This is a genomic window from Nitrospirota bacterium, assembly GCA_023229435.1.
Classification (GTDB): Bacteria; Nitrospirota; UBA9217; order UBA9217; family UBA9217; genus JALNZF01.
This window is the reverse complement of the sequence record JALNZF010000005.1, coordinates 159,746-183,482: the sequence shown is the minus strand read 5'-3', so window position 1 is coordinate 183,482 and position 23,737 is coordinate 159,746. Positions and strand designations below refer to the sequence as shown.

The 23,737-nt window shown below is 54.3% G+C and carries 21 protein-coding genes and 1 pseudogene; 11 read left to right on the top strand and 11 right to left on the bottom strand.

The genetic code is table 11. The features are described 5' to 3' along the window. The first annotated feature begins 94 nt into the window (after positions 1 to 94). The 6 genes from M0R70_05990 to M0R70_05965 all read left to right on the top strand — a co-directional run bounded on the left by M0R70_05990 (position 95) and on the right by M0R70_05965 (position 9,950). Positions 95 to 3,199, top strand: a complete 3,105-nt coding sequence (locus tag M0R70_05990; GenBank protein ID MCK9418910.1) for a CusA/CzcA family heavy metal efflux RND transporter — start codon at positions 95 to 97, stop codon at positions 3,197 to 3,199. Between the two features lie 47 nt (positions 3,200 to 3,246). Beyond that, positions 3,247 to 3,588, top strand: coding sequence for a P-II family nitrogen regulator (locus M0R70_05985; protein MCK9418909.1), 342 nt, complete (start codon positions 3,247 to 3,249; stop codon positions 3,586 to 3,588). Positions 3,589 to 3,852: 264 nt separating this feature from the next. Next, the gene (locus M0R70_05980) at positions 3,853 to 5,565 is read left to right on the top strand and encodes a ribonuclease J (GenBank protein MCK9418908.1); all 1,713 of its coding nucleotides are present in this window, start codon (positions 3,853 to 3,855) and stop codon (positions 5,563 to 5,565) included. A 142-nt stretch (positions 5,566 to 5,707) separates the two neighbouring features. After that, the gene (locus M0R70_05975; GenBank protein MCK9418907.1) at positions 5,708 to 8,131 is read left to right on the top strand and encodes a glycogen/starch/alpha-glucan phosphorylase; all 2,424 of its coding nucleotides are present in this window, start codon (positions 5,708 to 5,710) and stop codon (positions 8,129 to 8,131) included. After that, complete coding sequence (locus tag M0R70_05970) at positions 8,128 to 9,624, top strand: DnaJ domain-containing protein (protein ID MCK9418906.1); 1,497 nt, start codon at positions 8,128 to 8,130, stop codon at positions 9,622 to 9,624. Before M0R70_05975 ends, M0R70_05970 begins: the two co-directional genes overlap by 4 nt. A 62-nt stretch (positions 9,625 to 9,686) precedes the next feature. Further along, complete coding sequence (locus M0R70_05965) at positions 9,687 to 9,950, top strand: hypothetical protein (GenBank protein MCK9418905.1); 264 nt, start codon at positions 9,687 to 9,689, stop codon at positions 9,948 to 9,950. A gap of 78 nt (positions 9,951 to 10,028) precedes the next feature. On the opposite strand, the gene M0R70_05960 is transcribed toward M0R70_05965, so the two are convergent. The 5 genes from M0R70_05960 to M0R70_05940 form a co-directional block, all read right to left on the bottom strand. Further along, positions 10,029 to 11,690 carry a putative manganese-dependent inorganic diphosphatase gene (locus M0R70_05960; protein ID MCK9418904.1) on the bottom strand — a complete coding sequence of 554 codons (1,662 nt, stop codon included), beginning with the start codon at positions 11,688 to 11,690 and terminating at the stop codon, positions 10,029 to 10,031. Between the two features lie 153 nt (positions 11,691 to 11,843). After that, a complete protein-coding gene (gene ftsH, locus M0R70_05955) occupies positions 11,844 to 13,673 on the bottom strand; it encodes an ATP-dependent zinc metalloprotease FtsH (GenBank protein ID MCK9418903.1) in 1,830 nt (609 codons plus the stop codon). Between the two features lie 164 nt (positions 13,674 to 13,837). Next, positions 13,838 to 14,236, bottom strand: a complete 399-nt coding sequence (locus M0R70_05950) for a Slp family lipoprotein (protein MCK9418902.1) — start codon at positions 14,234 to 14,236, stop codon at positions 13,838 to 13,840. A 139-nt stretch (positions 14,237 to 14,375) separates the two neighbouring features. Beyond that, positions 14,376 to 14,882 carry a Slp family lipoprotein gene (locus M0R70_05945; protein ID MCK9418901.1) on the bottom strand — a complete coding sequence of 169 codons (507 nt, stop codon included), beginning with the start codon at positions 14,880 to 14,882 and terminating at the stop codon, positions 14,376 to 14,378. 77 nt (positions 14,883 to 14,959) lie between these two features. Then, positions 14,960 to 15,211 carry a hypothetical protein gene (locus M0R70_05940; GenBank protein ID MCK9418900.1) on the bottom strand — a complete coding sequence of 84 codons (252 nt, stop codon included), beginning with the start codon at positions 15,209 to 15,211 and terminating at the stop codon, positions 14,960 to 14,962. Positions 15,212 to 15,825: 614 nt separating this feature from the next. Between M0R70_05940 and M0R70_05935 the strand changes: the two genes are divergently transcribed. From M0R70_05935 to M0R70_05925, 3 genes are all read left to right on the top strand, one after another. Then, the gene (locus M0R70_05935; GenBank protein ID MCK9418899.1) at positions 15,826 to 16,113 is read left to right on the top strand and encodes an HU family DNA-binding protein; all 288 of its coding nucleotides are present in this window, start codon (positions 15,826 to 15,828) and stop codon (positions 16,111 to 16,113) included. A 178-nt stretch (positions 16,114 to 16,291) separates the two neighbouring features. Beyond that, positions 16,292 to 17,344 carry a tRNA 2-thiouridine(34) synthase MnmA gene (gene mnmA / locus M0R70_05930; GenBank protein MCK9418898.1) on the top strand — a complete coding sequence of 351 codons (1,053 nt, stop codon included), beginning with the start codon at positions 16,292 to 16,294 and terminating at the stop codon, positions 17,342 to 17,344. A 167-nt stretch (positions 17,345 to 17,511) separates the two neighbouring features. Next, positions 17,512 to 18,195, top strand: coding sequence for a nucleoside monophosphate kinase (locus M0R70_05925; GenBank protein MCK9418897.1), 684 nt, complete (start codon positions 17,512 to 17,514; stop codon positions 18,193 to 18,195). Here the strand turns inward: M0R70_05925 and M0R70_05920 are convergent. From M0R70_05920 to M0R70_05895, 6 genes and pseudogenes are all read right to left on the bottom strand, one after another. Beyond that, positions 18,136 to 18,711 carry an HD domain-containing protein gene (locus tag M0R70_05920; GenBank protein MCK9418896.1) on the bottom strand — a complete coding sequence of 192 codons (576 nt, stop codon included), beginning with the start codon at positions 18,709 to 18,711 and terminating at the stop codon, positions 18,136 to 18,138. The genes M0R70_05925 and M0R70_05920 overlap by 60 nt on opposite strands. A gap of 13 nt (positions 18,712 to 18,724) precedes the next feature. After that, on the bottom strand, positions 18,725 to 19,093 hold the full coding sequence (locus tag M0R70_05915) for a DsrE family protein (GenBank protein MCK9418895.1): 369 nt from the start codon (positions 19,091 to 19,093) through the stop codon (positions 18,725 to 18,727). A 406-nt stretch (positions 19,094 to 19,499) separates the two neighbouring features. Beyond that, positions 19,500 to 19,853 (bottom strand): histidine triad nucleotide-binding protein, encoded by a 354-nt coding sequence (locus M0R70_05910; protein ID MCK9418894.1) that lies wholly within the window; start codon positions 19,851 to 19,853, stop codon positions 19,500 to 19,502. Positions 19,854 to 19,882: 29 nt separating this feature from the next. Continuing rightward, positions 19,883 to 20,194: pseudogene (gene hisI / locus M0R70_05905) on the bottom strand (phosphoribosyl-AMP cyclohydrolase). 120 nt (positions 20,195 to 20,314) lie between these two features. After that, positions 20,315 to 20,416 (bottom strand): DsrE/DsrF/DrsH-like family protein, encoded by a 102-nt coding sequence (locus M0R70_05900; protein MCK9418893.1) that lies wholly within the window; start codon positions 20,414 to 20,416, stop codon positions 20,315 to 20,317. 27 nt (positions 20,417 to 20,443) lie between these two features. After that, complete coding sequence (locus M0R70_05895; GenBank protein ID MCK9418892.1) at positions 20,444 to 20,686, bottom strand: sulfurtransferase TusA family protein; 243 nt, start codon at positions 20,684 to 20,686, stop codon at positions 20,444 to 20,446. A gap of 505 nt (positions 20,687 to 21,191) precedes the next feature. On the opposite strand from M0R70_05895, the gene dnaA reads away from it, so the two are divergent. Both dnaA and dnaN read left to right on the top strand, forming a co-directional pair. Continuing rightward, entirely contained in the window at positions 21,192 to 22,523 is a 1,332-nt protein-coding gene (gene dnaA, locus M0R70_05890; protein MCK9418891.1) for a chromosomal replication initiator protein DnaA, read from the top strand. 87 nt (positions 22,524 to 22,610) lie between these two features. Next, a complete protein-coding gene (dnaN, locus tag M0R70_05885; GenBank protein MCK9418890.1) occupies positions 22,611 to 23,726 on the top strand; it encodes a DNA polymerase III subunit beta in 1,116 nt (371 codons plus the stop codon). Positions 23,727 to 23,737: the final 11 nt, after the last annotated feature.

Sequence of the window (23,737 nt, the reverse complement as noted above, 5' to 3'; positions counted from 1 at the left end):
CCGATTCCTTCTCCCCCTTCAAGGGGGAGATTGAGAGGGGGATGGGTTCAACTGAGTCTGAGGCATTACCTTCATAGACAGGAGATCATCAATCATGCTGGAAAGAATTATCGAATATACGCTGAAGCAGAAAGGGATGGTCATATTTCTTTCGCTTCTGATAGTAATCGTCGGATTGTACTCTTATTGGAAATTGCCGATTGACGCTTTCCCGGACGTTACGAACATTCAGGTGGAAATTGTCAGCCACGCGGACGGGCTCTCGGCAATAGAGATCGAACGGAATGTGACCTACCCGATCGAGATGTCAATGCGCGGCCTGCCCGATATCGAGCAGATGCGTTCGGTCACCAAGTTCGGGCTCTCGATCGTAACCGTCGTCTTCAAGGACGACGTTGATATCTATTTTGCCAGGCAGCTGGTATTCGAACGGCTGGCGGAGGCGCGGGAAAAGGTCCCGAAAGGGGTCGAGGTCGCCATGGGGCCTATCGGCACGGCCATGGGGGAGATCTATCAATATACCCTTGAAGGCGCCATGCCCGCTGACCCGCAACAGAAGATTTCCTACCTGACCAACCTGAGGACCATCCAGGAGTGGATCATCACGCCGCAGCTGAAGAGTGTCGCCGGGGTAAACGAGATCAACTCCTTCGGCGGGTACTTCAAGCAGTACCAGGTGATCGTGTCGCCGGAAAAGCTGCTGCAGCACGGCATAACCGTGGATGATGTGTTTTCGGCGATCGGAAATAATAATGAAAACGTCGGCGGGAACCTGCTCGAACGGGGAGCGGACCAGTTCATTGTCCGCGGAGTAGGGCTGATCAAAGATATTAACGACATCGAGAACATCGTCCTGAAAGCGGCGGGGGGTACGCCGACCTCTATCCGCGACGTGGCCCAGGTGAAAATCGGCGAGGCTGTCCGCATGGGCGCCGCCATAAAGAACGGCAAGGATGAATGTGTCGGCGGCATCGTCATGATGCTGCGCGGCGAAAACAGCCGCGACGTGGTGCGCCGGGTTGAGGAGAAGGTCAGGGAGCTCAACGGAAACAACGTGCTCCCGGACGGGACCAGGATCGTCCCCTATTACGACAGAAGCGATATTGTGAGAGCGAGCGTCAGCACGGTAAACAAAGCGCTGATCGAGGGTTCCCTGCTGGTCCTGATCGTGCTCTATCTGCTGCTGAACAGTATCCGGGGCAGTATCGTGGTCCTCATCGCATTGCCGCTGTCGCTCCTGGCTACATTCATCGTCATGAAGCTTACGGGGATCAGCGCAAACCTGATGTCACTCGGCGGACTGGCCATTTCCATAGGAATGATTATCGACACCGCCATTATCCAGGTCGAGAACGTCCAGCGGCACCTGAGTGACGAGGGGGCACGACACCCCAAATTGATTACGGTGCTCAAGGCGGTCATGGAGGTCAGAAAACCGAGCATCTTCGGCGAACTGATCATTGCGCTCACCTTCATCCCGGTCCTTTCGCTGGAAGGGATCGAAGGAAAGATGTTCGGGCCATTGGCGATCACGGTCGTCATCGCCCTGCTCGCCTCGCTGCTCCTTTCGGTATTCGTCATACCGGCGCTCTGCATCCTGTTCCTGAAACCGCACCCGGAAAAGGAGAGCTTCATCATGAAGCATGCGCACAGGCTCTATCGACCGATGCTCGACTATGCTATGAACAGGAAGCGGGTGGTGTTGGGAATAGCGGGAGCTCTTCTGGTCGTTTCGCTCTTTCTGGCAACCCGGCTGGGAACGGAATTCATCCCGGTCATGGATGAAGGCTCATTCGATATGGATGTGTCTATGCTCCCCGGTGTTTCCCTGGCAAAAGCGATGGAGGTGAATCAGCAGGCGGCTGCCAGACTGATGCAGTTTCCGGAACTGGATACCATCGTGGGACGAATCGGCCAGACCGGGGTCGCCCTGGACACGCGGGGCACGGACAAGACCGGCTACGTGGGGATCTTCAAGCCGAAGAGCGAGTGGAAGCGGGACATATCAAAGGAAGAGCTGACCAATGAGATGCGGGAGTCGCTGGAGTCGATCGCGGGGATCACCTTCGGATTCAGCCAGCCGATCCAGTGCCGCATCGACGAACTGGTGGCCGGCACCCGGGCGCAGCTTATTGTCAAGCTCTTTGGAGACGATATCAATGTGCTGAGCGAAAAATCGGCTACAATCGCCAAGGTGCTGTCCACGATCAGAGGGGGCATTGATCTGAATGCGGAAAAGGTTTCCGGGCAGCCCTACCTGACCGTCAACATCGACCGCTCGAAGATCGCCCGCTATGGCCTGAACATCAGCGATGTCCAGAAGGTGATCGAGATTGCCGTGGCCGGCAAGGCGGCATCGCAGCTGTACGAGGAAAACCGCAATTTCCCCATCACGGTGCGACTGCCGGAGGAGAAGCGCAATTCCCTGGAAGCGATCAAGAACCTGATGATCACCACGAAAACGGGCATCAATGTTCCGCTCGAACACCTGGCTGAAGTGAAGATGATCGAAGGGCCGGTCCAGATCAGCCGCCAGGACGGGGTGCGCCGGATCGGCATCGAGATGAACATCACGGGCCGGGACATCGGCGGTTTTGTGGCCGAAGCAAAACAGAAGATCAGGGAACAGGTCAAACTGCCGTCCGGCTATTATCTTACGTGGGGCGGACAATTTGAGAACCAGCAGCGGGCGATGAACAAACTGATGATCATCGGACCCGCTGCCGTAGGCCTGATCATGCTTCTCCTGTATCTATCGTTCAGATCGGTCCGCATGTCGCTGCTGGTCATTTCCAACCTGCCGTTTGCCCTCATCGGCGGGGTCTTCGCTCTCTATCTGTCCGGGCAATATTTGTCCGTACCGGCGTCAGTCGGCTTTATTGTTCTTTTTGGCGTTGCGGTTTTGAACGGGCTGGTGCTGGTATCGCGCATTTCGCAATTGCGGGAAGAAGGACTTGGTCTGCAGGAGGCAATCAGAAAAGGAAGCCTTGACCGATTGCGACCGGTATTGATGACGGCATCGATATCAATTTTCAGTCTCCTCCCGATGCTGCTGGCCGGCGGAACCGGTTCAGAAATACAAAAACCATTAGCAACCGTTGTTGTGGGCGGGTTGCTTACTTCAACGCTGCTTACGTTGTTGATCATTCCTTCGGTTTACAGCTGGTTTGAAAAGAGAGAGGTCGAAGCGGAAATGTAACGACTGACTTCTCCTCCATAAATTCAATGAAAGGACAGGGAAAAAACATGAAAGAGATAAAAGCAATAATAAGGCCGTTCAAATTGCTGGAAGTAACGGAAGAACTTCATAAAATTAAAGGGTTGCCGGGTGTAACGGTATCGGAAATAAAAGGGTTCGGCAAAAGCAGGGCCAGGAATGCGAAAGACAAGATTGAATATGAGCTGGTGGAATTTATTCCGCGAGTAAAATTAGAAGTTGTTGTACATGATGAGATGGTTGATGATGTCGTCAATGTGATTCAGAAGGTTGCCCATACGGGCAATACGGGCGATGGGAAAATATTTGTGATCAATGTGGAAGAATCAGTAAAGATAAGAACAAATGAACGGGGAAGAGATGCGATATGACGCGCGGTAGTCGGTTAATGCGCCGTCGCGGTCAGGATCAAGACCAGGGCGCGAGGCGAAAGCGCTGGAAGGAAGCTGCGTGAGGAATAATGAGAATTAAGGCGAAAAAATGCTGTAGATTCAATTACTGAAGGTGAGGTAACGGCTGTCCCTGATCCTTAATGAGTCGCGTCCGGGGGTTGACGATTCCCTTTAAAAATACTATAGTAGAATAGAGCTCATCCCTGATGGGCCGAAACATCATACCCCAGGAGCGTGATCCCCGTGACAGAGACACCCGATCTTCCTGTACAGCCTGCTTCAAGCACGCAGGCGCTCGCAATTATCCCGCTGGGCGGCATCGGCGAGATCGGGCTGAACATGACCGTGCTCGAATACGGCGACGATATCATCGTGATCGACGCGGGGCTCATGTTCCCGGATGCCGAGATGCTCGGCGTGGACATCGTTATCCCGGACTTTACCTACCTGCGTGAGAACCGCCACAAGGTCCGCGCCGTGCTGCTTACGCACGCCCACGAGGACCATATCGGCGCGCTCCCGTTCCTTCTCAAAGAACTCCAAGTCCCCCTCTACGGCACAAAACTCACCCTTGGCTTTGTGAAGGAAAAACTTCGGGAGCACGGCCTCGATGCCGAGGCAGAGCTCATCATCGTGAAGCCCCGAGACACGGTCACCCTTGGCTGTTTCCAGGTCGAGTTCATCCGGGTCACGCACAGCATCGTGGACGGCTGCGGCCTCGGCATCACCACGCCGGTGGGACGCGTGGTCCACACGGGTGATTTTAAAATCGATCCCACACCGGTGGACAATGAGATCATGGACCTCCGCACCTTTGCGGAATACGGCGACAAGGGGACCCTCGTGCTCATGTCGGACAGCACGAACGCCGGCCAGGGCGGCTACACCTTCTCGGAAAAGGAGGTGCGCCGCGGACTCGAGGACATCTTCCACCGCGCCGTCGGCAGGATCGTGGTCGCTACCTTTGCCTCGAACATCCACCGGGTGCAGCAGATCATCGATGTTGCGGTGATGCACAACCGGAAGGTGATCCTGAACGGCAAGAGCATGATCGCGAACGCGCAGATCGCGCTGGACCTCGGCTACCTCAAGATGCCGTCGGACACCTGGCTCAAGATCGACGCGCTCAAGACCCTGCCCGACGACCAGATCGTCATGATCACGACCGGCAGCCAGGGCGAGCCCATGAGCGCGCTCTCGCGCATGGCCGCGAACGAGCATAAGCACTTCCAGATAAAAAAAGGCGACACCATCGTGCTTTCGTCCAAGATGATCCCGGGGAACGAACGCGGCATCACGCGGATCATCAATCATCTGTTCAAGCACGGCGCGGAAGTGTTCTACGAAAAGGTGTCCGAGATCCACGTCTCGGGCCACGCGTCCAAGGAAGAGCTCAAGCTCATGTTGAACCTCGTCAGGCCGAAATACTTCATCCCTGTCCACGGCGAGTATCGCCACCTCGTCTACCACGCCCAGCTTGCCCGGAAGGTGAATATCCCCGACGAGAACGTGTTCATCCTCGAAGACGGTGAGATCATGGAGTTCACGTCGGATTCCGCTCGCCGCGCGGGTCGCGTCAGCGTGGGCAGGGTGTACATCGACGGCAAAACCGCGGGTTCCACCGCGGACGGCGGCGTGGACACGGTGGTGCTTCGCGACCGGATGAAGCTCGCCCATGACGGCGTGGTGATCGTGATCCTCGGGATCGAGACGGCAACAGGCAGGGTGGTATCGGGCCCGGACATCGTGTCACGCGGCTTCGTGTTCGAGGACGCCTCGCAGGAGCTCCTTGCCGAGGTGAAAACCGTGGTCATGGACACGCTCACCCTCATGGTCCCCGAGGCCAAGGGAGACTGGTCGCTGGTCTCCGCCCGGGTCCGGAGCGCGCTCAAAAAGTTCATCAACAAACGTATGGAACGCAGGCCGATGATCCTGCCGATCATCATGGAACTGTAGCAGGGCATTGAACCTTTTTGAACCGCTCACCCGGTTTGACCGGTTAAAACCAAATCTTTTTATCGCTCCTGAGGGAGGCTTCATGACCATTAAGAACGACAACTTTCAATACTCCAAGCGCGGTCAGGACCGGGCGTCCCTCATGCACTCGTTTGCCAACCGCCTTATCTACTCGCTCGGCAAGGACCCGATCACCGCCACCCACCGCGATTGGTTCCACACCACCGCCTACGCCGTGCGCGAGCGTTTGATCGAGCGCTGGATGGAGACCATGCGCAGCTACTATGAGTCCGACGCCAAGCGTGTCTATTATCTTTCCCTGGAGTTCCTGACCGGCCGTCTGCTGGCGAACAGTCTGCTGAACATGGGCTTCTATGAGGAATGCAGGGAAGCTCTTTCCGATCTCGATCTCGACATCGACCGCATCGAGGACCTCGAGATGGACGCTGCCCTGGGCAATGGCGGGCTCGGCAGGCTTGCAGCCTGCTTTCTCGATTCCATGGCGACCATGGGTCTGCCGGGTTACGGGTACGGGATCCGCTACGAGTACGGCATGTTCATTCAGCGCATCGAGAACGGCTACCAGGTGGAGCATCCCGACAACTGGCTGCGTTATGGCAATCCCTGGGATTTCCCGCGCCCCGAGGTGCTCTTTTCAGTGAAGTTCGGCGGCCGCGTGGTCCAGTTCAAGGATGAACAGGGCAAAACGCACTTTCACTGGATCGACACCGAGGATGTAATGGCAATGGCCTACGATACGCCTGTGCCCGGCTACCATACCAGCACGGTGAACAACATGCGTCTCTGGACGGCCAAAGCCTCGCGCGACTTCAACCTGACGTACTTCAACGAGGGCAACTACATCAAGGCAGTAGAGGACAAGAACGCCTCCGAGAACCTTTCCAAGGTGCTCTACCCCAGCGACACCACGCTGATGGGCCGTGAGCTTCGGCTCAAACAGCAGTACTTTTTTGTCTGCGCATCTCTCCAGGACATCCTGCGGCGCTTCACCAAGTTTCATGCGGACCTGGATATGCTGCCGGACAAGGTCGCGATCCAGCTGAACGACACCCATCCGGCCATCGCCATTCCCGAGCTCATGCGCGTGCTGGTCGATCTCCATCACCTGGATTGGGACCATGCCTGGAACATCACACGCCGCACCTTCTCCTACACCAACCACACGCTGATGCCCGAGGCCCTCGAGACCTGGCCGGTCAGCCTTTTCGAAGAGCTCCTGCCGCGCCACCTCCAGATCATCTACGAGATCAACTATCGGTTCCTGGAAGAGGTGCGTCATTGCTACCCCGGCGACGGGGAACGGGTCATGCGCATGTCGATCGTGGACGAAGCCGGAGGCCGCAGACTGCGTATGGCCTACCTGGCCATCGTCGGGAGCCACTGCGTGAACGGCGTGTCGCAGATCCACACCGATCTCATGAAGAAGACCATCTTCTCCGATTTCGATCAGTTCTTTCCCGGCAAGGTCGTCAACATCACGAACGGCATCACGCCGCGGCGATGGCTGCACCAGGCCAACCCCGGCCTGTCCTCCCTCATCACGTCGCGCATCGGCGAGACGTGGGTCAGGGATCTTACGGAGCTCAGGAAGCTTGCCCCTCTTGCCGAAGAACCGGAATTTCGGAAGCAGTTTCGCGAAGTGAAGCATGCGAACAAAGAGCGGCTCGCCGCGCTCATCAGGATCCGTCTGAAGCTCACGGTCGATCCCGCCTCGCTGTTCGACGTTCAGATCAAACGCATCCATGAATACAAACGGCAGCTTCTGAACGTGCTGCACATCGTGACCCGCTACAACCGCATTAGGGAGGGCCAGGCAAAAGACGTGGCGCCTCGCACCGTGATCTTCGGGGGCAAGGCCGCGCCCGGATATGCCATGGCCAAGCTCATCATCAAGCTCATCCACAGCGTCGCGGACATCGTGAACAACGACCCGGCGGTCGGTAATGCGCTCAAAGTGGCGTTTATTCCCGACTACAGCGTCTCGAATGCCGAGAAGATCATCCCGGCCTGCGATCTGTCCGAGCAGATCTCCACAGCGGGCACCGAGGCCTCGGGCACGGGCAACATGAAGCTCGCGCTGAACGGCGCGCTCACGATCGGGACCCTGGACGGCGCGAACATTGAGATGATGGAGGAGGTGGGGCGCGAGAACATTTTCATCTTCGGCCTGACCGCAGACGAGGCTGCCGCGGTCAAGACAACCGGCTACAATCCCTGGGACATCTACAATGCGAACACCGAGCTCAGAAGGGCGCTCGACATGATCAACGGAGGCTATTTCTCGCCCGATGCGCCGAATCGCTTTCGCCCGATCTTTGATACGCTGACCGGATACGGGGACCGCTTCCTGCTGCTCGCGGACTACGAAGAGTACGTCGCATGCCAGGAGCGCGTGGACACGCTCTACCGCGACCCCGAGGAGTGGTCCCGGCGCGCCATCCTGAACGTAGCCGGCATGGGAATGTTTTCAAGCGACCGGACGATTGGTGAATATGCCGACAGGATCTGGGGCGTCAAACCGGTGAGACGCGGGGAAGCCCGGTGAGCAACCTCGTATCGTCGCGCGGAGAGATAACGAACATGACCGTGCCCCTGCTGTTCCAGGGTCTGCTTGCGGAAAAAAAGACCGGCATTATTGTCTTTACGCGCGATCCGGTGGTGAAAAGGGTCTACGTGGCCAACGGGGATGTTTTCTTCGCCTCTTCCAACCTGAGCGAAGACCGGTTGGGCGAGTGGCTGAACCGCGCGGGAACGATCACCAGTCAGCAGTGCGACGCAGCGGCGGAGGTGGTCAAGAGGACCGGCAAAAAACAGGGGGAGGTCCTCGTGGAGCTTGGATACATCACGCCCGAAGGCCTGGAGAACGGCATGCGGTATCAGGTCAGGCAGATCGTCGTCAGCCTTTTCAATTGGCGTAATGGCAGCTACGTGTTCGATGACAGCCCGGCGCCCCATTTTGATATCAACCCGCTCATCTTGCTCACCGGAGACCTGATCATCGCAGGTCTCCGCGAAATGGAATGGTCGGTCGTACGAAGATCGCTCCCGCCGCTCACGACAATTCTCCGGTCCGCTTCGGACCGGTCGCTTCCTGTGCAGGGCGAGGAGCTGGGGCAGGACCACCGGACCGTTCTGACGTTCATCGACGGCAGTACCAGCATAGAGGAGATCTGCATACGGTCCGGTTTGGGCGATTTTAATACGCTCAAGGCGATCTACGAGCTGCTGGCGCTCCGTCTTGCGAACACGGGGGCACTCAAACAGGCCGGCGAGCCGAAAAAGGTGCGTGACGGGGTCAGCCGCGATCCGGTCACGGTGAAAGAAATAATAACTCCGGGACCGGAGGCCGCGTTGCTGGTCACCGTGGCCGCGCTTCTTGAAGCCCATAAGAACCTTGCGCAGCAGAACTATTTTGAGGTGCTCGGTGTCGGCCGTGAGGCAACGGCTCAGGAGATAAAAAAAGCGTACTTCACCCTGGCGAAACGGTACCACCCGGACAGGCATTTCGGTCCACCGTTGAATGAGATGAAATCGGAGCTCGAGGAGCTTTTCAACGCCATCCATGAGGCGCATGAGACGCTTGCCAGTCAGGATCGGCGCGAAAAGTATGATCGGGAGCTTGCCGCCGGCTTGCAACAGCCGCGAGTGCAGAAGGAGACCAGGACGGATAAAGAGGTCAACGCGGCCGCCGCCGCTGCCCACTTCAGCGAGGGTATGAAGCATTTTACTGAACGCAATTTCTGGGATGCGGAAGAGTCCTTTCAGTGGGCCATCCGCTTTGATTCTTCCACTGCTGAATACGTATTCCGCCGGGCGATGGCCCTCTCGCATATGCCGCGGCGAGGCCGTGATGCGGAAGAATATTTTTCAAAGGCGGTCAACATGGACCCGTCAAAAATGGATTATTACCTCGAGTTCGCGAATTTCTACGGAAAGCTTGGCCTGAAGGCAAAGGCGATGTCCCTCTACCAGAATGCCTTGAAGCAGAATCCGAATGAAACGAAGATCAAGGAAGCAATAAAGAAAGCCCGCGAGTAGCTGCGTGAAAACACGCATGCTCCGGTCGGTTTCCGGAATATCTTTTATAGAGGAGAAACACAATGGCGGAGATCAAAATAGATGTAGCTTCCTACGCGGGGTCACGGGGCGAAGAAAGCCCTCGGGTTTTCTTCGCCCACGGCGAGAAGATCACCGTACTGGAGATCCTTGAGATGTGGGTCGAGGAAGAGGGGCCCGAACGAAAACAAAAGCGGTGCTTTCTTCTGAAGGGAAGTGACGGTCTCCTGCACACGCTGTATTGCGACAGGGAATCCCGCGAGTGGTTTTATAAGAGCTTCGCGAAAGACCATCGCAATCTGAAATGACCTGAAAAACCGCCGTTGACCCTGGAGAGGCGGGGATGCGTCAACGGCTCGGGATCAGCGCCCTTTCTTCCGATCCTCCTATCGTTTCTGCCCTGTGCTCAGCACCTGCCCGATCGCGGGGATAAAGTCCTTTTTCCGTGACATGACCCGGGGAACAATGCACGTGTCATTCACGACCTTCACGCCGAACGCCTTCTCTACGATCCATGTTTCGCCCCGGAGCAGGATCCGCTCCTGTCCCTTGCCGAGCGGGTTCAGCACCAGCAGCGCGGTAAGATCATAGTTGTTCGCCGAGCGCAGGCGTTCGAGCTCATCCACCAGCTCACGCTCGCGCGCATCGATCTCCGCGCAGTCCAGCGACATCATCTGGCTCACTCCCAGCTTTTTTCCGTTGATCAGAAATTCCTTGAAGTCCGCTGCGATCAGCTCCCCCGCGCTCCGGTCCTCGAGATGAATGCTTTCATGGAGCAGCTCCCTGGCAAAGGACGGGACGTCGATGCCGGCGATCTCGGCCAAACGCTGCGCTTCCGTGCGATCTCGCTCTGTCGTCGTGGACAGGGTCAAGAGCAGCGTATCGGACAGGATGCCGGAAAGGAGAATGCCGGCGATCTCTTTCGGGATGTATGTCTGGTGCAGGAACATGATCCCCGCCACGACGGTGCAGGTGCTGCCGACCGGGTCATTATAGACATAGATCGGCGCGGTGGTGGATATATCGCCCACGCGGTGGTGGTCGATGATCTCAAGGATCTCCGCCTCTTCGATACCGTCAACGGCCTGCGATAGCTCATTGTGGTCGACGAGGATCGCCATCTTGCGCACGGGCCTCAGCAGGTCTGTTCGAGTAATGAACCCGATGAGCCGGTTGTCGCTGTCCACCACGATCACGGAACGATAGTCCGACTCAACGATCTTCGAGCGGACTTCGGCCATGGGGGTATAGAGGCCGACGGTGGGGCAAGTCGCGGTCATGATGGAAGACACGGGCTCGGACATGGTCATGAGTTGGACCGTGGCAAAGGCCGGCTGGGGCGACGAGATGAGCAGTGCGCCCTTCTCTCCGGCCGCGGCAATGACCTCGTTCGCGATGGGCGCGTTGTCGGTCACCAGAATTGCCGAACACCCCATCCTGATGAGTTCCAATTGGATGTCGTTCTGATCCCCGGCGATCACCACGTCGCCTGACCGCACACGGTTCAGCAGGGTGCCGCGCTGCATGGCGGCGATGAACACCCTGCCGGTGAGCACGGTAAGTTGCCGGCTGTTGCTGATGACGCGGCCTTCCAGCGTTTTCAGTAAAAGATCGAGCTCAATGGGCGCTTTGGAAAGGTCCGCGAACCCGACACTGTCCATATAATGGCGTGCGATGTCCTTGAGGCCGACAACGCCGGCAAGCCTGCCTGCTTCGTCCACGACCGGGACGGAACGGACTCCCTGCTCGCGCATGAGGAGGGCCAGCGCCTGGACCGAATCGCGCACGCTGACAGAGACAGGGCGTTTAAGGTCAAGATCGCTCACCGTGGCAACAAGACTGTCGATCTCTGCAGAGGCAGGCACACCGAACCTGTTCAGGACAAAGGTACTCTCGCGGTTCAGCTTCCCTGCCCGCGCGGGCATGAATAAATAGCGTTTATCGGTGATGTTCTTAAAATAGGCGTAGGCAATGGCCGAGCAGACGGAATCCGTGTCCGGCGTTGTATGACCGACAACATAAACAGTTTTGATCCGAGCGGTACTCATGGCGTTCATTTCTCCAGGTTCGTATGGATGGCCCTCGCATTATAATGACCAAGCGTCCCTTGTCAAGCAGATTAAAGCCGTTGAAAAACGATTGTACCGTCATCCCGAACCCTTTGGTATTGCCTGCCCTGCGTGTCGCGGGTCTCGTCCGGATCAGGTTTGCCCCTGCTTCTTCTTCTCCGGCAAGCCCAGGATCTTTCTGATCTCATCCCCCTCGATGGTCTCCTTCTCCAGAAGGGCGGCCGCCAGGATCTTCAGTCTTTCCTGATTTCCGGAAAGGATCCCGCGGACCTTATTATTTGCGTCGTCCACGAGGCGCTTCACTTCCTGGTCGATCTCGCGCGCAGTATCTTCGCTGTACTCCTTTGCCCCTGAGGGCAGGCCCATATCAAGAAACATTGGACGGCGTTCTTTTTCAAAGGTGAGGGGTCCGAACTTCTCGGTCATGCCGTACTCGGTGACCATGCTGCGCGCGATGTTGGCCGCGCGCTGAAGGTCGTTCTGCGCGCCCGTCGAGACCTCGTGAAAAATAATTTCCTCGGCCGCCCTTCCGCCGAGCATTACGCACAGTTTGTCCAGCAGTTCCGTCTTCGTCATCAGGTACCGGTCCTCCGTCGGAAGCTGAAGGGTGTACCCCAGCGCCGCGATGCCGCGCTGGACGATGGAAACGCGGTGCACCGGATCGGTGGTGGGCAACAGCTCGGCGACGATCGTGTGGCCGCACTCGTGGTAGGCCACGATCTCCTTCTCCTTCTTGTTCATGACGCGCCGTTTTTTCTCGAGTCCCGCCACGACGCGGTCGATGGCCGCCTCGAAGTCCGTCATGTCGACTTCGGTCTTGTTCTTGCGCGCGGCGAGCAGCGCCGCTTCGTTCACGATGTTCGCGAGGTCCGCGCCCACAAATCCGGGTGTGCGCGCCGCGATGACGGCAATGTCCACGTTCGTCGAGAGCTTGACGCCCCTGATGTGAATTTTTAAAATGTCCTCGCGGTCCTTGATGTTCGGCCGGTCCACGAGCACGTGCCGGTCGAAGCGTCCGGGCCGAAGCAGGGCCTGGTCGAGGATCTCGGGGCGGTTGGTCGCTGATATGATGATCACTCCCTTGCGCGCGTCGAACCCGTCCATTTCGGCCAAAAGCTGGTTCAGGGTCTGCTCCCGCTCTTCATGGGCGCCCGCCATGCCCATCCCGCGCGCGCGGCCGAGCGCGTCAAGCTCGTCGATGAAGATGATGCAGGGGGCCTTCAGAACAGCCTGCTGGAAAAGATCGCGCACGCGCGACGCACCCACGCCCACGAACATTTCCACGAACTCGGAGCCGCTCATGGAAAAGAACGGCACCTTGGATTCACCGGCAACCGCTTTTGCCAAAAGCGTCTTGCCGGTACCGGGAGGCCCGACCAGCAGCACCCCCTTGGGGATGCGGCCGCCGAGCTTGGTGAACTTGTCGGGGTGTTTGAGGAACTCAACCACCTCCATGAGCTCTTCTTTTGCCTCTTCAACGCCGGCAACATCGTTGAACGTCACCTTTACGTCGCTTTCACCGTAGATCTTTGCGCGCGACTTCCCGAAGCTCATGAATGACTCACCGGGCCCCCCCGCACCCATCTTCTTGAAAACGACGCTCCAAATGACCATAAGCACCGCAAGGGGGAGTATCCAGGTAAGCAGAAAATCCCTGAGCCAGTTGTCCGAAACCACGCCGCGGTAGGAAATGCCGCCGGCGTCGAGATTTTTCACGAGGTCCGGGTCTTCAATGCGAACGACCGTGAAGGTCTTCTCCTTTTCTCCCTCCTTTGCATTGACACGCGCGCCCTTGATGTTGTCCCGGGAGATAACGAGGTCCTTTACCCGCTTCTCCGCCATAAGGGTCTTGAACGTGCTGTAGGAGACCTCTTCCGCCGGCTGTTCGGAAAAGAGCCTGAAGAGACTGATGAACAAGAGAATCATCAGAATATAGAAAAGGTACTGGGGGCTTTTTTTCATGACCATCCTGTGTTATCAGATTTGCACCATGAGAATGTTGATCGATCTGAAATCCGACGCTCTCAATACCAAACAGGCCTGCCGGGATGACAGGATACCTTTAAACATTTGGATTTCGTTGAGAATTGAGAACTTCGTTCTGAGCATTTCATCGTACGCGGCAACTACAGCCGGTGCGACACTCCGATCCCAAAAAAGAAGCGCGGTCCCTGCGATGGACCCCAAAGATGCAGGTCCTTCACGATGAGAAGAGGATACTGATACCTGATGTCGTCGAGGGGCAGTTCTTTGAGACCGAAGGCCTCGGCAACGACCGTGATCGGTCTTCCTTCATGATATACGGCTGAATCCAGAAACGTATCGGACTGAACAAGAAATCGCCCTTCCGTCGAGTCTGTCTCGAGCGGCCTTCCGTCCGTGTCCAGCGGCTTTTGGAGTATTTCAAGGAGAGTGCCTTCTTTGGTATTCTTTGACGTAATGATCATGCCCCCGAGCATGACCCAAGTTCCCTTGAACTTTTCCGGTTCCTTTTTCAATTCCTGGAAGGATACGTTTCTGTTCACCCTGTCCAACATCTCTTGGGGAAACGGTGAAGCGCAGCCTGCGGTCAAGAAGAGGGCGAAAAGACACGGAGCGAAGAAGAGGGAACGGGAATAACGTGATCGGATCACAGCGACCTCCGGTGATAACAGGCTGACGTTATTATTCCGGCCGGCCCGAGTTTGCCGGATCATGGAGCGGGTCCATCCACCGGGGCTTGTCATGCGAACGAGGTTCTTGCTCCCAAAGCTTAAGTTCTTTCGCGAAGAGGACAGGATAGTCATACTGCTTACCACCGAGCATCGGGCTGCCGGTCTCAAGCACTTCGCCGGCAATGGTGATATCGACGCCGGGTGCATATGCCATCAGGTTGAGCGGTCCCCGATGGAACACGAGAAACCGTCCGCCTGTTCGTTTGGTGCGTTCCGGTTTGCCCCAATAGTCGAGCGGTTTCTGGGTAACTTCGATCAGCGTTCCCTGGTTCACGTCACTGGTCTGTGCGATCGTTCCGCCCATGATGATGAGCTTGCCCTTGAAAGAATCGGGGTCGGCCTGCAGTTTTTCGAAAAGAACGGTCTTGTCGGCCTTGTCGGCCATACCCGGCGAAATGGCGTACGCGCAACCCTGGACAAAGAGCATGATGCTGAACAGAACCGCGATCATTTTCATGGACTGTCACCTCTTTTTTCTTTCGACGGGCCCGGTCTGCGGGCCATGCACCAGGAGGACGCGTTTCGTTACTGCGGTCACTCCTCTGTTTCGCGAGCGATCTTTTTTCTGACGTTGTCGGGAATGTCCAGTCCCTGAAGATCGAATTTCCCAAGCTCCTTCGCGAGCAGGTTGATCTTGTCGCTGTTCTGGAGGTGCTTGTTGATAATGATCCTGCGGGCCTCCATGACCCTGCATGAGCCGCCCTTCGATGTCTTGAGGTCCTCGTAGGAAACCTTGATCGAAAGGGCCTTTGCGATATGTTCCAGGTCAGCGAGTGTGATTTTCATAGAAACGGTGATAGTCCAAGTATAGCAGATTTTGGGGCCGGGGAGCGGAAGCGCTCCTGTTCTCAACAGACGGGAGCAGCCGATAGCGCACGTTCTGCGCGCACCTGGCGGGCCGGGAATCCCTTGACGGCAAAGAACCGCGTCGCACCGGGCTACGCTTCTTCCTTGTGTACTTCCATGATGCTCACCACGGTTATGTTCGCGTCCTTGAGGGCCTTCTGGACGTCCGCAAGCTTTGCATCGGATACCTTCAAGATGAAATTGGTTTTTGTGGCCATGGGTGTGCCTCCTCTTTGCACATGGTAATCTGGTCAATGCATGCCGGTAAATTATCATAAACCCGACACGCAAGTCAACTCCGAAAACGAGACCGGTCCGGCGATCATCGTGTGTCATGCCGTTCTTCGCAAGCGCGACGCTGCATAATGGTTTTTCCGTTTCGCAGTAATGGGATATTCGGACAATACACGCCAATACCGGCGAACATTGATAAATTTTTCTTGCTATTTTGTTTTAGAGTGAGTATACTTTTTACCGTACAGTGCACATCGCGCAACTAACCTGCCGAGCGTAGTTAGAAATTATATATTACTCAATCTCAAGGAGGTATGTTCATGGCAAAGGCAATGACAAAGTCACAGATTGCGGACCACATCGCGAAGAAAGCAGACATCAAAAAGAAACTGGCAGTGCAGATACTGGAAGATATGGCCGCGCTTGCGTACAAGGAGGCGAAGAACGCCTTTACGCTCCCGGGGCTCGGCAAACTCGTGCTCGTGCAGCGCAAGGCGCGTATGGGCCGGAACCCCCAGACCGGCGAGGCCATCAAGATCCCGGCAAAGAAGGTCGTAAAATTCCGTGTGGCAAAGGCCGCAAAGGAAGCGATCCTCGGCAAGAAATAGTTTTTACGTGCCCAGGCACAAGACCATCCAAAAAGGCATTCCGGACATCCGGAATGCCTTTTGCGGTATTCATTTCCCGCAGGGAAGGAACCGGAAGGGAAGAAATTCGGTGGCAGTACTTGAATAAACCCGTCTTCGTGCTCCTGTCCTATGCTTTTTCTTTCAGGTTGATTTTAATATGACAAAGCGTGTTCTCGTGGCTATGAGCGGCGGCGTTGACAGCTCGGTGACTGCTGCGCTCCTGCAGAAGCAGGGGTACGCAGTTGAAGGCGTTACCCTGAAGCTGACAACCGGGTTGTGCTGCGATATCGGCTCGGCGCAGGCAGTCTGCGGCCATCTTAACATCCCGCACCGCATGATCGATGCGCAAGCCGAATTCTCCCGGGACATTATCAGCGACTTCATTTCCGAATATCGACACGGCCGCACGCCAAACCCCTGCATCAAATGCAATGACCTGGTCAAGTTCCACCTGCTCCTGCACCATGCCCGCGCGAATGGTTTTGATTATCTCGCTACCGGACATTATGCCCGTATCGAATACGATCCGGCAACAGCCCGCTCCCTGCTCAAAAAGGGCGTCGATGAACAAAAAGACCAAAGCTACTTTCTTTACCGCCTCACGCAGGACCAGATGACAGGTGTGCTCTTTCCACTCGGCGGCATGCTCAAGACCGAGGTGAAAACGCGCGCGCGCGATCTTAAGCTTCCTGCCGCCGGGCGACCCGAGAGCCAGGAAATCTGTTTTGTGCCGAATAATGATTATCGCTCCTTCCTGAAAGAACATTCACCGGAGACGCTTCTGCCCGGTGACATCGTAATGACAGATGGAAAGACCGTGGGAAAACATGACGGCATCGCTTTCTTCACCGTAGGACAGCGACGAAAGCTCGGCATTGCTGCGGGCGAGCGTCTTTATGTGGTCAGAATCGACATTGACACGAACAGGGTCGTCCTCGGAACAGTGTCAGAGCTCCAAACCAATGGCATGGTGGTATCGAACCTGAATTTCATCGGCATTGATAAGATCCTTTCTCGCATGAATGTCACGGTCAAGGTCCGATACCGGTCGTCTTGTATCCCGGCAGTGATTGAACCGCTGGCCGTTGGCACGGTTCGCGTAGTGTTCGAAAAACAGGTCCAGGGCGTCTGCCCCGGCCAAGCCGCGGTATTTTATGACGGCGATACTGTTGTCGGCGGCGGTGTTATCGAGACGTCTCTTGTTCTGTAATCTGTATTTAATAAATCGGCAGACCGTGCTTGCCTAGATAACGGGCTTACGGAGCAAAAGGAAACATCTCATCCGGAGAAAGGAATGCGCGATACTCACGGGGTGGCAACAAAAGCAGTGATTGTCTGCCTGTCGATTTTTACGCCCCTTGATTCCGGGTCTCTCTAATGTTGCCGAATATATCTTACCTGTTTCCCGTTGACTCAATTCTCCTCCTCGGCCCCACTGGCGTCGGCAAGAGCCCGCTCGGCGACGCTATTGCGCAGCATGGACTGTTTGGACGCCGGTGTCATCACTTTGATTTCGGTTCTGAACTGCGAGGCGCTGTTTCCCGTGTGGACCGGTCATGTGTCTATGCGAAAAAGGAGCTCGACTTCATTCACGGCGTTCTTGAACTCGGCCTTCTGCTCGAGAATGAGCACTTCCCTCTTGCGGAAAAGATCATATCCCTGTATATGAACCGCGTCGGGTTCTCGGAACACGATGTTCTCGTCCTGAACGGTATCCCTCGTCACGCAGGGCAGGCACGAGACATCGCTACAATCGCCGAGATTCACGCCGTTATTGTTCTGGACTGTTCACCAGACGATGTTGTTTGTCGCATTCGGGATAACGCCGGCGGGGATCGAACCGGGCGCATCGATGATAACAAGGAATTGATCGAGAAAAAACTATTGCTTTTCCGGAAAAGAACAACACCGTTGATCGATCACTATTCCCGGTCAGGATGCGCTCTTTACCGGATACGCGTTTCAGGGAACATGACCGCACCGGAGGTCTTTAGCACCATATCAGCGCTTGCCGCCGTTGATCCACCAATCACTCTTGTCGCTAAACCACCAGAGAGATGAATCTGTTTCGAGGATGACCTCCGCAAGCTTTTGCGCTGATTGAGTTTGAAGCCGTTTTTGCGAAAAGGCCAACCACTCGTCTGCATGCTTGTTCCCAACATCCTTATACTCTTTCAGTGCCAATATCATTTCGAGCTGATCCGCATCGCGCGCCAAACACGCCTCTTCTGTCTTGCCTTCATTGAACTCCTGTATCAGATCCCTGATCTCGCCGCCGAAGGGCAGTGTCTCTGCCAGGTCGTCAATCGCTTTTTTCTCATTTGCATCTACATACTTTTTATTCACGTAATTGAGGTCGCCCGTCCGGGCCTCCGGCAGATCATGAAACAGACACATCTTGATCACCCGGTCCACGTTAACCCCCAGGGCAAGTTTTCCGAGCGCGTAGCCGATATAGGTTGTTCGGAAGATGTGCTCCGCCACCGACTCCGCGCCGGTACCAAGGAATTGAAATCCGCTCCGGGGAGTGCGCTTTAGCATGCCTGCTTCGAAAAGAAAGTTTGCGATATTTTTCATGTTGTTTGGTTAATCAGAATGTCACGTTCTGACGTTTCATCAAGAGTTCTCCGAGATAGGATCCCGGCTTGACCTCTGCATTCTTGATCCATTCCGCACCCTCAAGACCATATGACTTCACACAGGAAGCACAAATATAAAACTTGCAATCAAAATCTTCCACCAGACTTTTCATAAGTTCCGCAACCGGTGAAAAAGCATGCTGCCATGTTGCGGATTCAGCGAATCCCCTGCGCGCAAGATGGACTCCTTCGTTCATCAAAAAGAAATCTATCTTGGCATCAAAGGCCGCCATATTGGTTGCCAGCTGAAGCGCTGCCGCCGCACGTTCGATCGCATCATACGAATGGCTGATGATAAATACAAATTCCTTGTTTTCCATAGCACTCTCCAAATTCCACTTTCTTTTTTTTATTTTCTACTCGCTTTACTTCTCAGACTAATGCAACAGCCATTCTCCTTAACAAGATACCACCAGCTCAATAATTTATCCAATAATTATTTTTAATGCCTGCTTTGTTAGAAAAAAAACTGTTTGGTAAGGTTATCCAGATAATATGTTCCTTTTAATTACTATTATTATCTATTAAATAAATTAGTAGTAGTAGTAGTAGTGTCTGTTGATATGTGAGAAGAAGAAAAAAGGTGTTGATAAAAATGATAAATCGAGAAAGGATAATTACGGGACTTTCGTGTGTTTAATGAAGGACAACGTTGTTGATAACCAGGCGAGAAAACTTATACACAGAATATCAATAAACCGTTCACAGAAAAATGTTGATAGTTTATTAGCCTGGAGGCCAGGCAAACATGCGGCCGGATAACAGATGAAGATGGATGTGGAAAACGGACTGACCGGCATCCTGGCCGTTGTTGATTACCATCCGGTACCCGCCCTGATCAAGCCCTTGTTTGGAAGCAATGGTCTTGGCAACAAAGAACAGGTGCCCGATGACCTCGCGGTCCGTGACAACGATGCTGTGAATGTCCGCAATATGTTTTTTGGGTACAATAAGCACATGGACCGGCGCCTGGGGATTGAGGTCCTCAAAAGCGACCGAGAGCTCATCATCGTGGACGATCTTTGCAGGAATCTTTTTCTCGACAATCTTGCAAAACAGACAGTGTGGGCCGGAGCTCATTCTTTTTCTCCTTGCGCGTTACCGGCAAAGCTCCTGAAAAAGCAGGACCTCTCTCCCGTATGACAGGCGGGTCCGATCTGTTCTACCATGATGAGAAGCGTGTCCTGATCGCAATCGTAGAGGATGTTCTTTACGCGCTGAATGTGGCCGGAAGTCTCGCCCTTTTGCCAGAACTTTTGGCGTGAGCGGCTCCAATACCAGGTGAAGCCGCTCTCAACGGTTTTTTTCAGTGACGCGGCGTTCATGTAAGCCATCATCAAAATCTCAAGGGTCTTCCAGTCCTGGATGATAGCGGGAATCAGTCCCTTGTCGTCATATTTCAGGTTTTCGGGGATCAGCATTAAAGGCTTTTTATCATAAACCGGAAGAAAAGTCCAGCGGAGAGAAAAGAGAAACAGATTGATTCGTTTGCAAAACCGGTTTGGTTAAGACTATCGTGGATTGGGGAAAAAGTATTTTTTTCAGATGAAAAGATTGATCTGGGAGTCTGCTGCCGAATCCAGCCATGACGCCGCACCGCCGAACTCAACGCCATCGATGATATCTGACGGCTTTACTCCCATAACATCCATGGTAATTTTGTGTTCTTTTTATGCGGTTTTTTTAATGTAGAAGGTAAACGTGCCCGATCCTTCTTCTGTCTTCAGGAGCTCATTGCCCGTTCTCTTTGCCCATGATGCCATATCACTCTTTGAACCGGCGTCCGTGGATTCTACCTTGAGAACCTGGTCCTTGGACAGTGCTTCCACTGCTTTTTTTGTTTTTAAAATCGGCAGCGGGCAGCTCATTCCCTTAGCATCTAAAAACTGATCAAATTTTATATCGTCTGACATACAATGTACCTCCAAAAAAAAGATTACAAACACCTTCCGTTGAAACAGCTGTTCTATTATACTACTGACAGTTGCAATGTCAAGCAATTATTACTTGGAACAGACAAGAATCAAGCTTAGAGATTGATGTTTCTTAATCTGCATAAGCCCGATCCACGGTTTTCGAGATCTTGGTCCATGAGATATGATTTTGACACGGAACAATCCAATAGAAGCAGAAGAGCAGAGATGCAATGTGGATAAAAATACCTTGCCAGAATGTCCGTGTTCTGGTATAGTTTGCCACGCTGGTATCCAATGTCAGAACTGACTAGCAAAATGCATGCTAATCTTGGTCAGGCAGCAATACAGAAAAACTCGTAATAATAGGGCAACAAAAAGCGGACTATAAGCCTCCGCATGAAACAATAACCCCACGAAAAGTAAGAAAAAAACACATTGTCCACACCTGTGGATAAGCATGTTTGTAACCAGAGCGGTTTTTTGGGGTATTTTTGGGGTATGTATGGATCAGGAACGTGTTTGGGAAGAGATACTATTACTCATAGAAAACCGAATGTCCAAGCAGGGTTATGACACCTGGTTCAGCCAGTCAAAGCTTCTGTCGATAGACGGCAATAAGATACAGATCGAGGTTCCGAGTAAGTTCCATCGGGACTGGATAAAAGAGCATCACTGGAGCACTCTTTCCGATGTCATCAAGGAAGTAACGAAGCGAGAGGACATGGAGATCGACTTTTTTGTCCAACCCCAGTTGGCGGTGAAAAAAGCCGTTCGTCAGACCAAAGAAGAAAAAAAAGAGGGCCGCGAGGACAAGATCGGCCTCTTCGAAAAAAAGTACACCTTTGCAAATTTCGTCGTTGGTCCCAGCAACCAATTTGCTCACGCCGCGGCAAGGGCTGTGGCGGATGCGCCGGGTCGATCGTACAATCCGCTCTTTATTTACAGCGGCGTCGGACTGGGCAAGACACATCTCGTGAACGCTGTCGGCCACCACATCCAAAGCAAGTCACCACGGACAAAAGTTGCGTACCTCTCGTCCGAGCAATTCACAAACGAACTCATCAACAAAATGAGCCATCAGCGCATGGAGGAGTTCCGTCAGAAGTACCGGAACATGGACGTCCTGCTTATTGATGATATTCAGTTCATTGCCGGCAAAGAGCGGACCCAGGAAGAATTTTTTCATACATTCAACACGCTTTATGAAGCCCAGAAGCAGATCGTGCTCACCAGCGATCGGCAGCCCAAGGAAATTCCTGATATCGAAGAACGGCTCCGTTCTCGTTTTGAGTCAGGCCTGATCACAGATATTCAGCTGCCGGACCTTGAAACCCGGATCGCGATCCTGAAGAAAAAAGCTGAGTTCTGGAGCATCCGCCTGCCCGATGATGTTGCGGAATTTCTGGCCTCGATGATGAAGAGCAACATCCGGGAGCTCGAAGGCGGCCTGGTGAAACTAGGCGCGGTCTCATCGCTCACGAACACCGAGATAACGCAGGAACTTGCCAAGAACGAACTCAAGTACCTTCTTGACAGCCGGGAACGGGTCATCACCAACGAGCTTGTGCAGAAGGTCGTATCTGAAGCGTTCGGTGTGAAGATTTCCGACCTCAAGTCGAAACGTCGCACGAGAGCAGTGGTATTGCCGCGCCAGGTGGCAATGTATCTTTGCCGAAGTCTCGCGGGATCATCGCTTCCGGAGATCGGTAATTTTTTTGGCGGCAAGGACCACAGCACCGTCATTCACGCAATCAAAGTGATCGAAGAAAAAAAAGAAAAAGACCCGGAATTAAAAGCCAGAGTGGAGATGTTAATTAAGCAGTTAAGACATTGAAATACAAAGGCAATAAACTAAACAATTTAATTGCTTTTTAATAGGGATTCTGATAGAATTTCGTGGTTGTGACAGGAGGCGTCCCTGATGAAACTGACAATAAAAAAAGAGGAAATTCTGAAGGGGTTACAGAGGATCCAGGGTGTTGTGGAAAAGAAGAACACCATGCCCATTCTCTCGAACATGCTCCTCATTGCCGATAAAAGTGGTGTGGAGATCATCGCTACGGACCTTGAGATCGGATTGCGCGGACGTTATGCGGCGACGGTCGAGAAGCCCGGCGCTGTCACCGTGTCGGCGAAGAAAATGTATGAGATCGTGCGGGAGCTTCCGTCAGAAGACATCCAGATCAAAGTCGAAGACAACAACTGGGTCAAGATACAAACAGGCCATTCACAGTTCAAGCTCGTCGGCTTGCCCCGGGACGAGTACCCCGCGCTCCCTGACGTTTCGGAAGAAGGCATGATCGTCATCGAAGGCGATATGCTTCGCGACATGATCAAGAAGACGCTTTACGCCGTGGGTGAGAACGACGCCCGGTATGTACTGAACGGTCTCTTTGTCCATATGACACAGACCAAAGGCGGCCTCAACATACGGATGGTCGGTACCGACGGACACCGGCTTTCGATGGTCGACCGGGTTATGGACGCAAAACATAAGGAAGAGAGCGTCATCATCCCCAAAAAAGCGATGATGGAGCTTCGACGACTCCTTGAGGAGGACACGCCCAAAGCTGAGCTCCGTCTGGGCTTCGGCAAGAACCACGCGCTGTTCAAGCGCGATGGTCTGGTCATGGTGACGAAGCTCATTGACGGCAACTATCCCAACTATCTCCAGGTTGTGCCCGCGAAGAGCACGAAGAAGGTCACTGTGTCCAAGGACATCTTTACCCATGCGGTGAAGCGCGTTTCAATCCTGTCCAAGGAAAAGACCAACGCCGTAAAACTACAGCTCGAACAGGGCCGGCTCATTCTTTCCACGAACAATCCGGAAGTGGGTGAGGCAAATGAAGAGCTTGCTGTGGATTACAAGGGAGAGGCGATCGCGATCGGATTCAACTCGCGCTATCTCATGGATGTGCTTTTGGCCATGGACCGGGAGACCATCTCTCTTGAGCTAAGCGATGCGCTGAGCCCCTGCCTGATTACTGAAGAGGGCGACGAAAACTACAAATGCGTTGTGATGCCGATGAGAGTCTAGCGACATTCTGC

What these genes read in the sequence shown, in the direction of transcription:
- M0R70_05935 (MCK9418899.1), top strand. Translation starts at nt 15,826, where the DNA reads ATGGCAAAGGCAATGACAAAGTCACAGATTGCGGACCACATCGCGAAG.
- M0R70_05915 (MCK9418895.1), bottom strand. Translation starts at nt 19,093, where the DNA reads ATGGAAAACAAGGAATTTGTATTTATCATCAGCCATTCGTATGATGCG.
- mnmA (MCK9418898.1), top strand. Translation starts at nt 16,292, where the DNA reads ATGACAAAGCGTGTTCTCGTGGCTATGAGCGGCGGCGTTGACAGCTCG.
- M0R70_05895 (MCK9418892.1), bottom strand. Translation starts at nt 20,686, where the DNA reads ATGTCAGACGATATAAAATTTGATCAGTTTTTAGATGCTAAGGGAATG.
- M0R70_05965 (MCK9418905.1), top strand. Translation starts at nt 9,687, where the DNA reads ATGGCGGAGATCAAAATAGATGTAGCTTCCTACGCGGGGTCACGGGGC.
- dnaN (MCK9418890.1), top strand. Translation starts at nt 22,611, where the DNA reads ATGAAACTGACAATAAAAAAAGAGGAAATTCTGAAGGGGTTACAGAGG.
- M0R70_05990 (MCK9418910.1), top strand. Translation starts at nt 95, where the DNA reads ATGCTGGAAAGAATTATCGAATATACGCTGAAGCAGAAAGGGATGGTC.
- M0R70_05945 (MCK9418901.1), bottom strand. Translation starts at nt 14,882, where the DNA reads ATGAAAATGATCGCGGTTCTGTTCAGCATCATGCTCTTTGTCCAGGGT.
- M0R70_05920 (MCK9418896.1), bottom strand. Translation starts at nt 18,711, where the DNA reads ATGAAAAATATCGCAAACTTTCTTTTCGAAGCAGGCATGCTAAAGCGC.
- M0R70_05985 (MCK9418909.1), top strand. Translation starts at nt 3,247, where the DNA reads ATGAAAGAGATAAAAGCAATAATAAGGCCGTTCAAATTGCTGGAAGTA.
- ftsH (MCK9418903.1), bottom strand. Translation starts at nt 13,673, where the DNA reads ATGAAAAAAAGCCCCCAGTACCTTTTCTATATTCTGATGATTCTCTTG.
- dnaA (MCK9418891.1), top strand. Translation starts at nt 21,192, where the DNA reads ATGGATCAGGAACGTGTTTGGGAAGAGATACTATTACTCATAGAAAAC.
- M0R70_05960 (MCK9418904.1), bottom strand. Translation starts at nt 11,690, where the DNA reads ATGAGTACCGCTCGGATCAAAACTGTTTATGTTGTCGGTCATACAACG.
- M0R70_05925 (MCK9418897.1), top strand. Translation starts at nt 17,512, where the DNA reads ATGTTGCCGAATATATCTTACCTGTTTCCCGTTGACTCAATTCTCCTC.
- M0R70_05975 (MCK9418907.1), top strand. Translation starts at nt 5,708, where the DNA reads ATGCACTCGTTTGCCAACCGCCTTATCTACTCGCTCGGCAAGGACCCG.
- M0R70_05940 (MCK9418900.1), bottom strand. Translation starts at nt 15,211, where the DNA reads ATGAAAATCACACTCGCTGACCTGGAACATATCGCAAAGGCCCTTTCG.
- M0R70_05910 (MCK9418894.1), bottom strand. Translation starts at nt 19,853, where the DNA reads ATGAGCTCCGGCCCACACTGTCTGTTTTGCAAGATTGTCGAGAAAAAG.
- M0R70_05900 (MCK9418893.1), bottom strand. Translation starts at nt 20,416, where the DNA reads ATGGGAGTAAAGCCGTCAGATATCATCGATGGCGTTGAGTTCGGCGGT.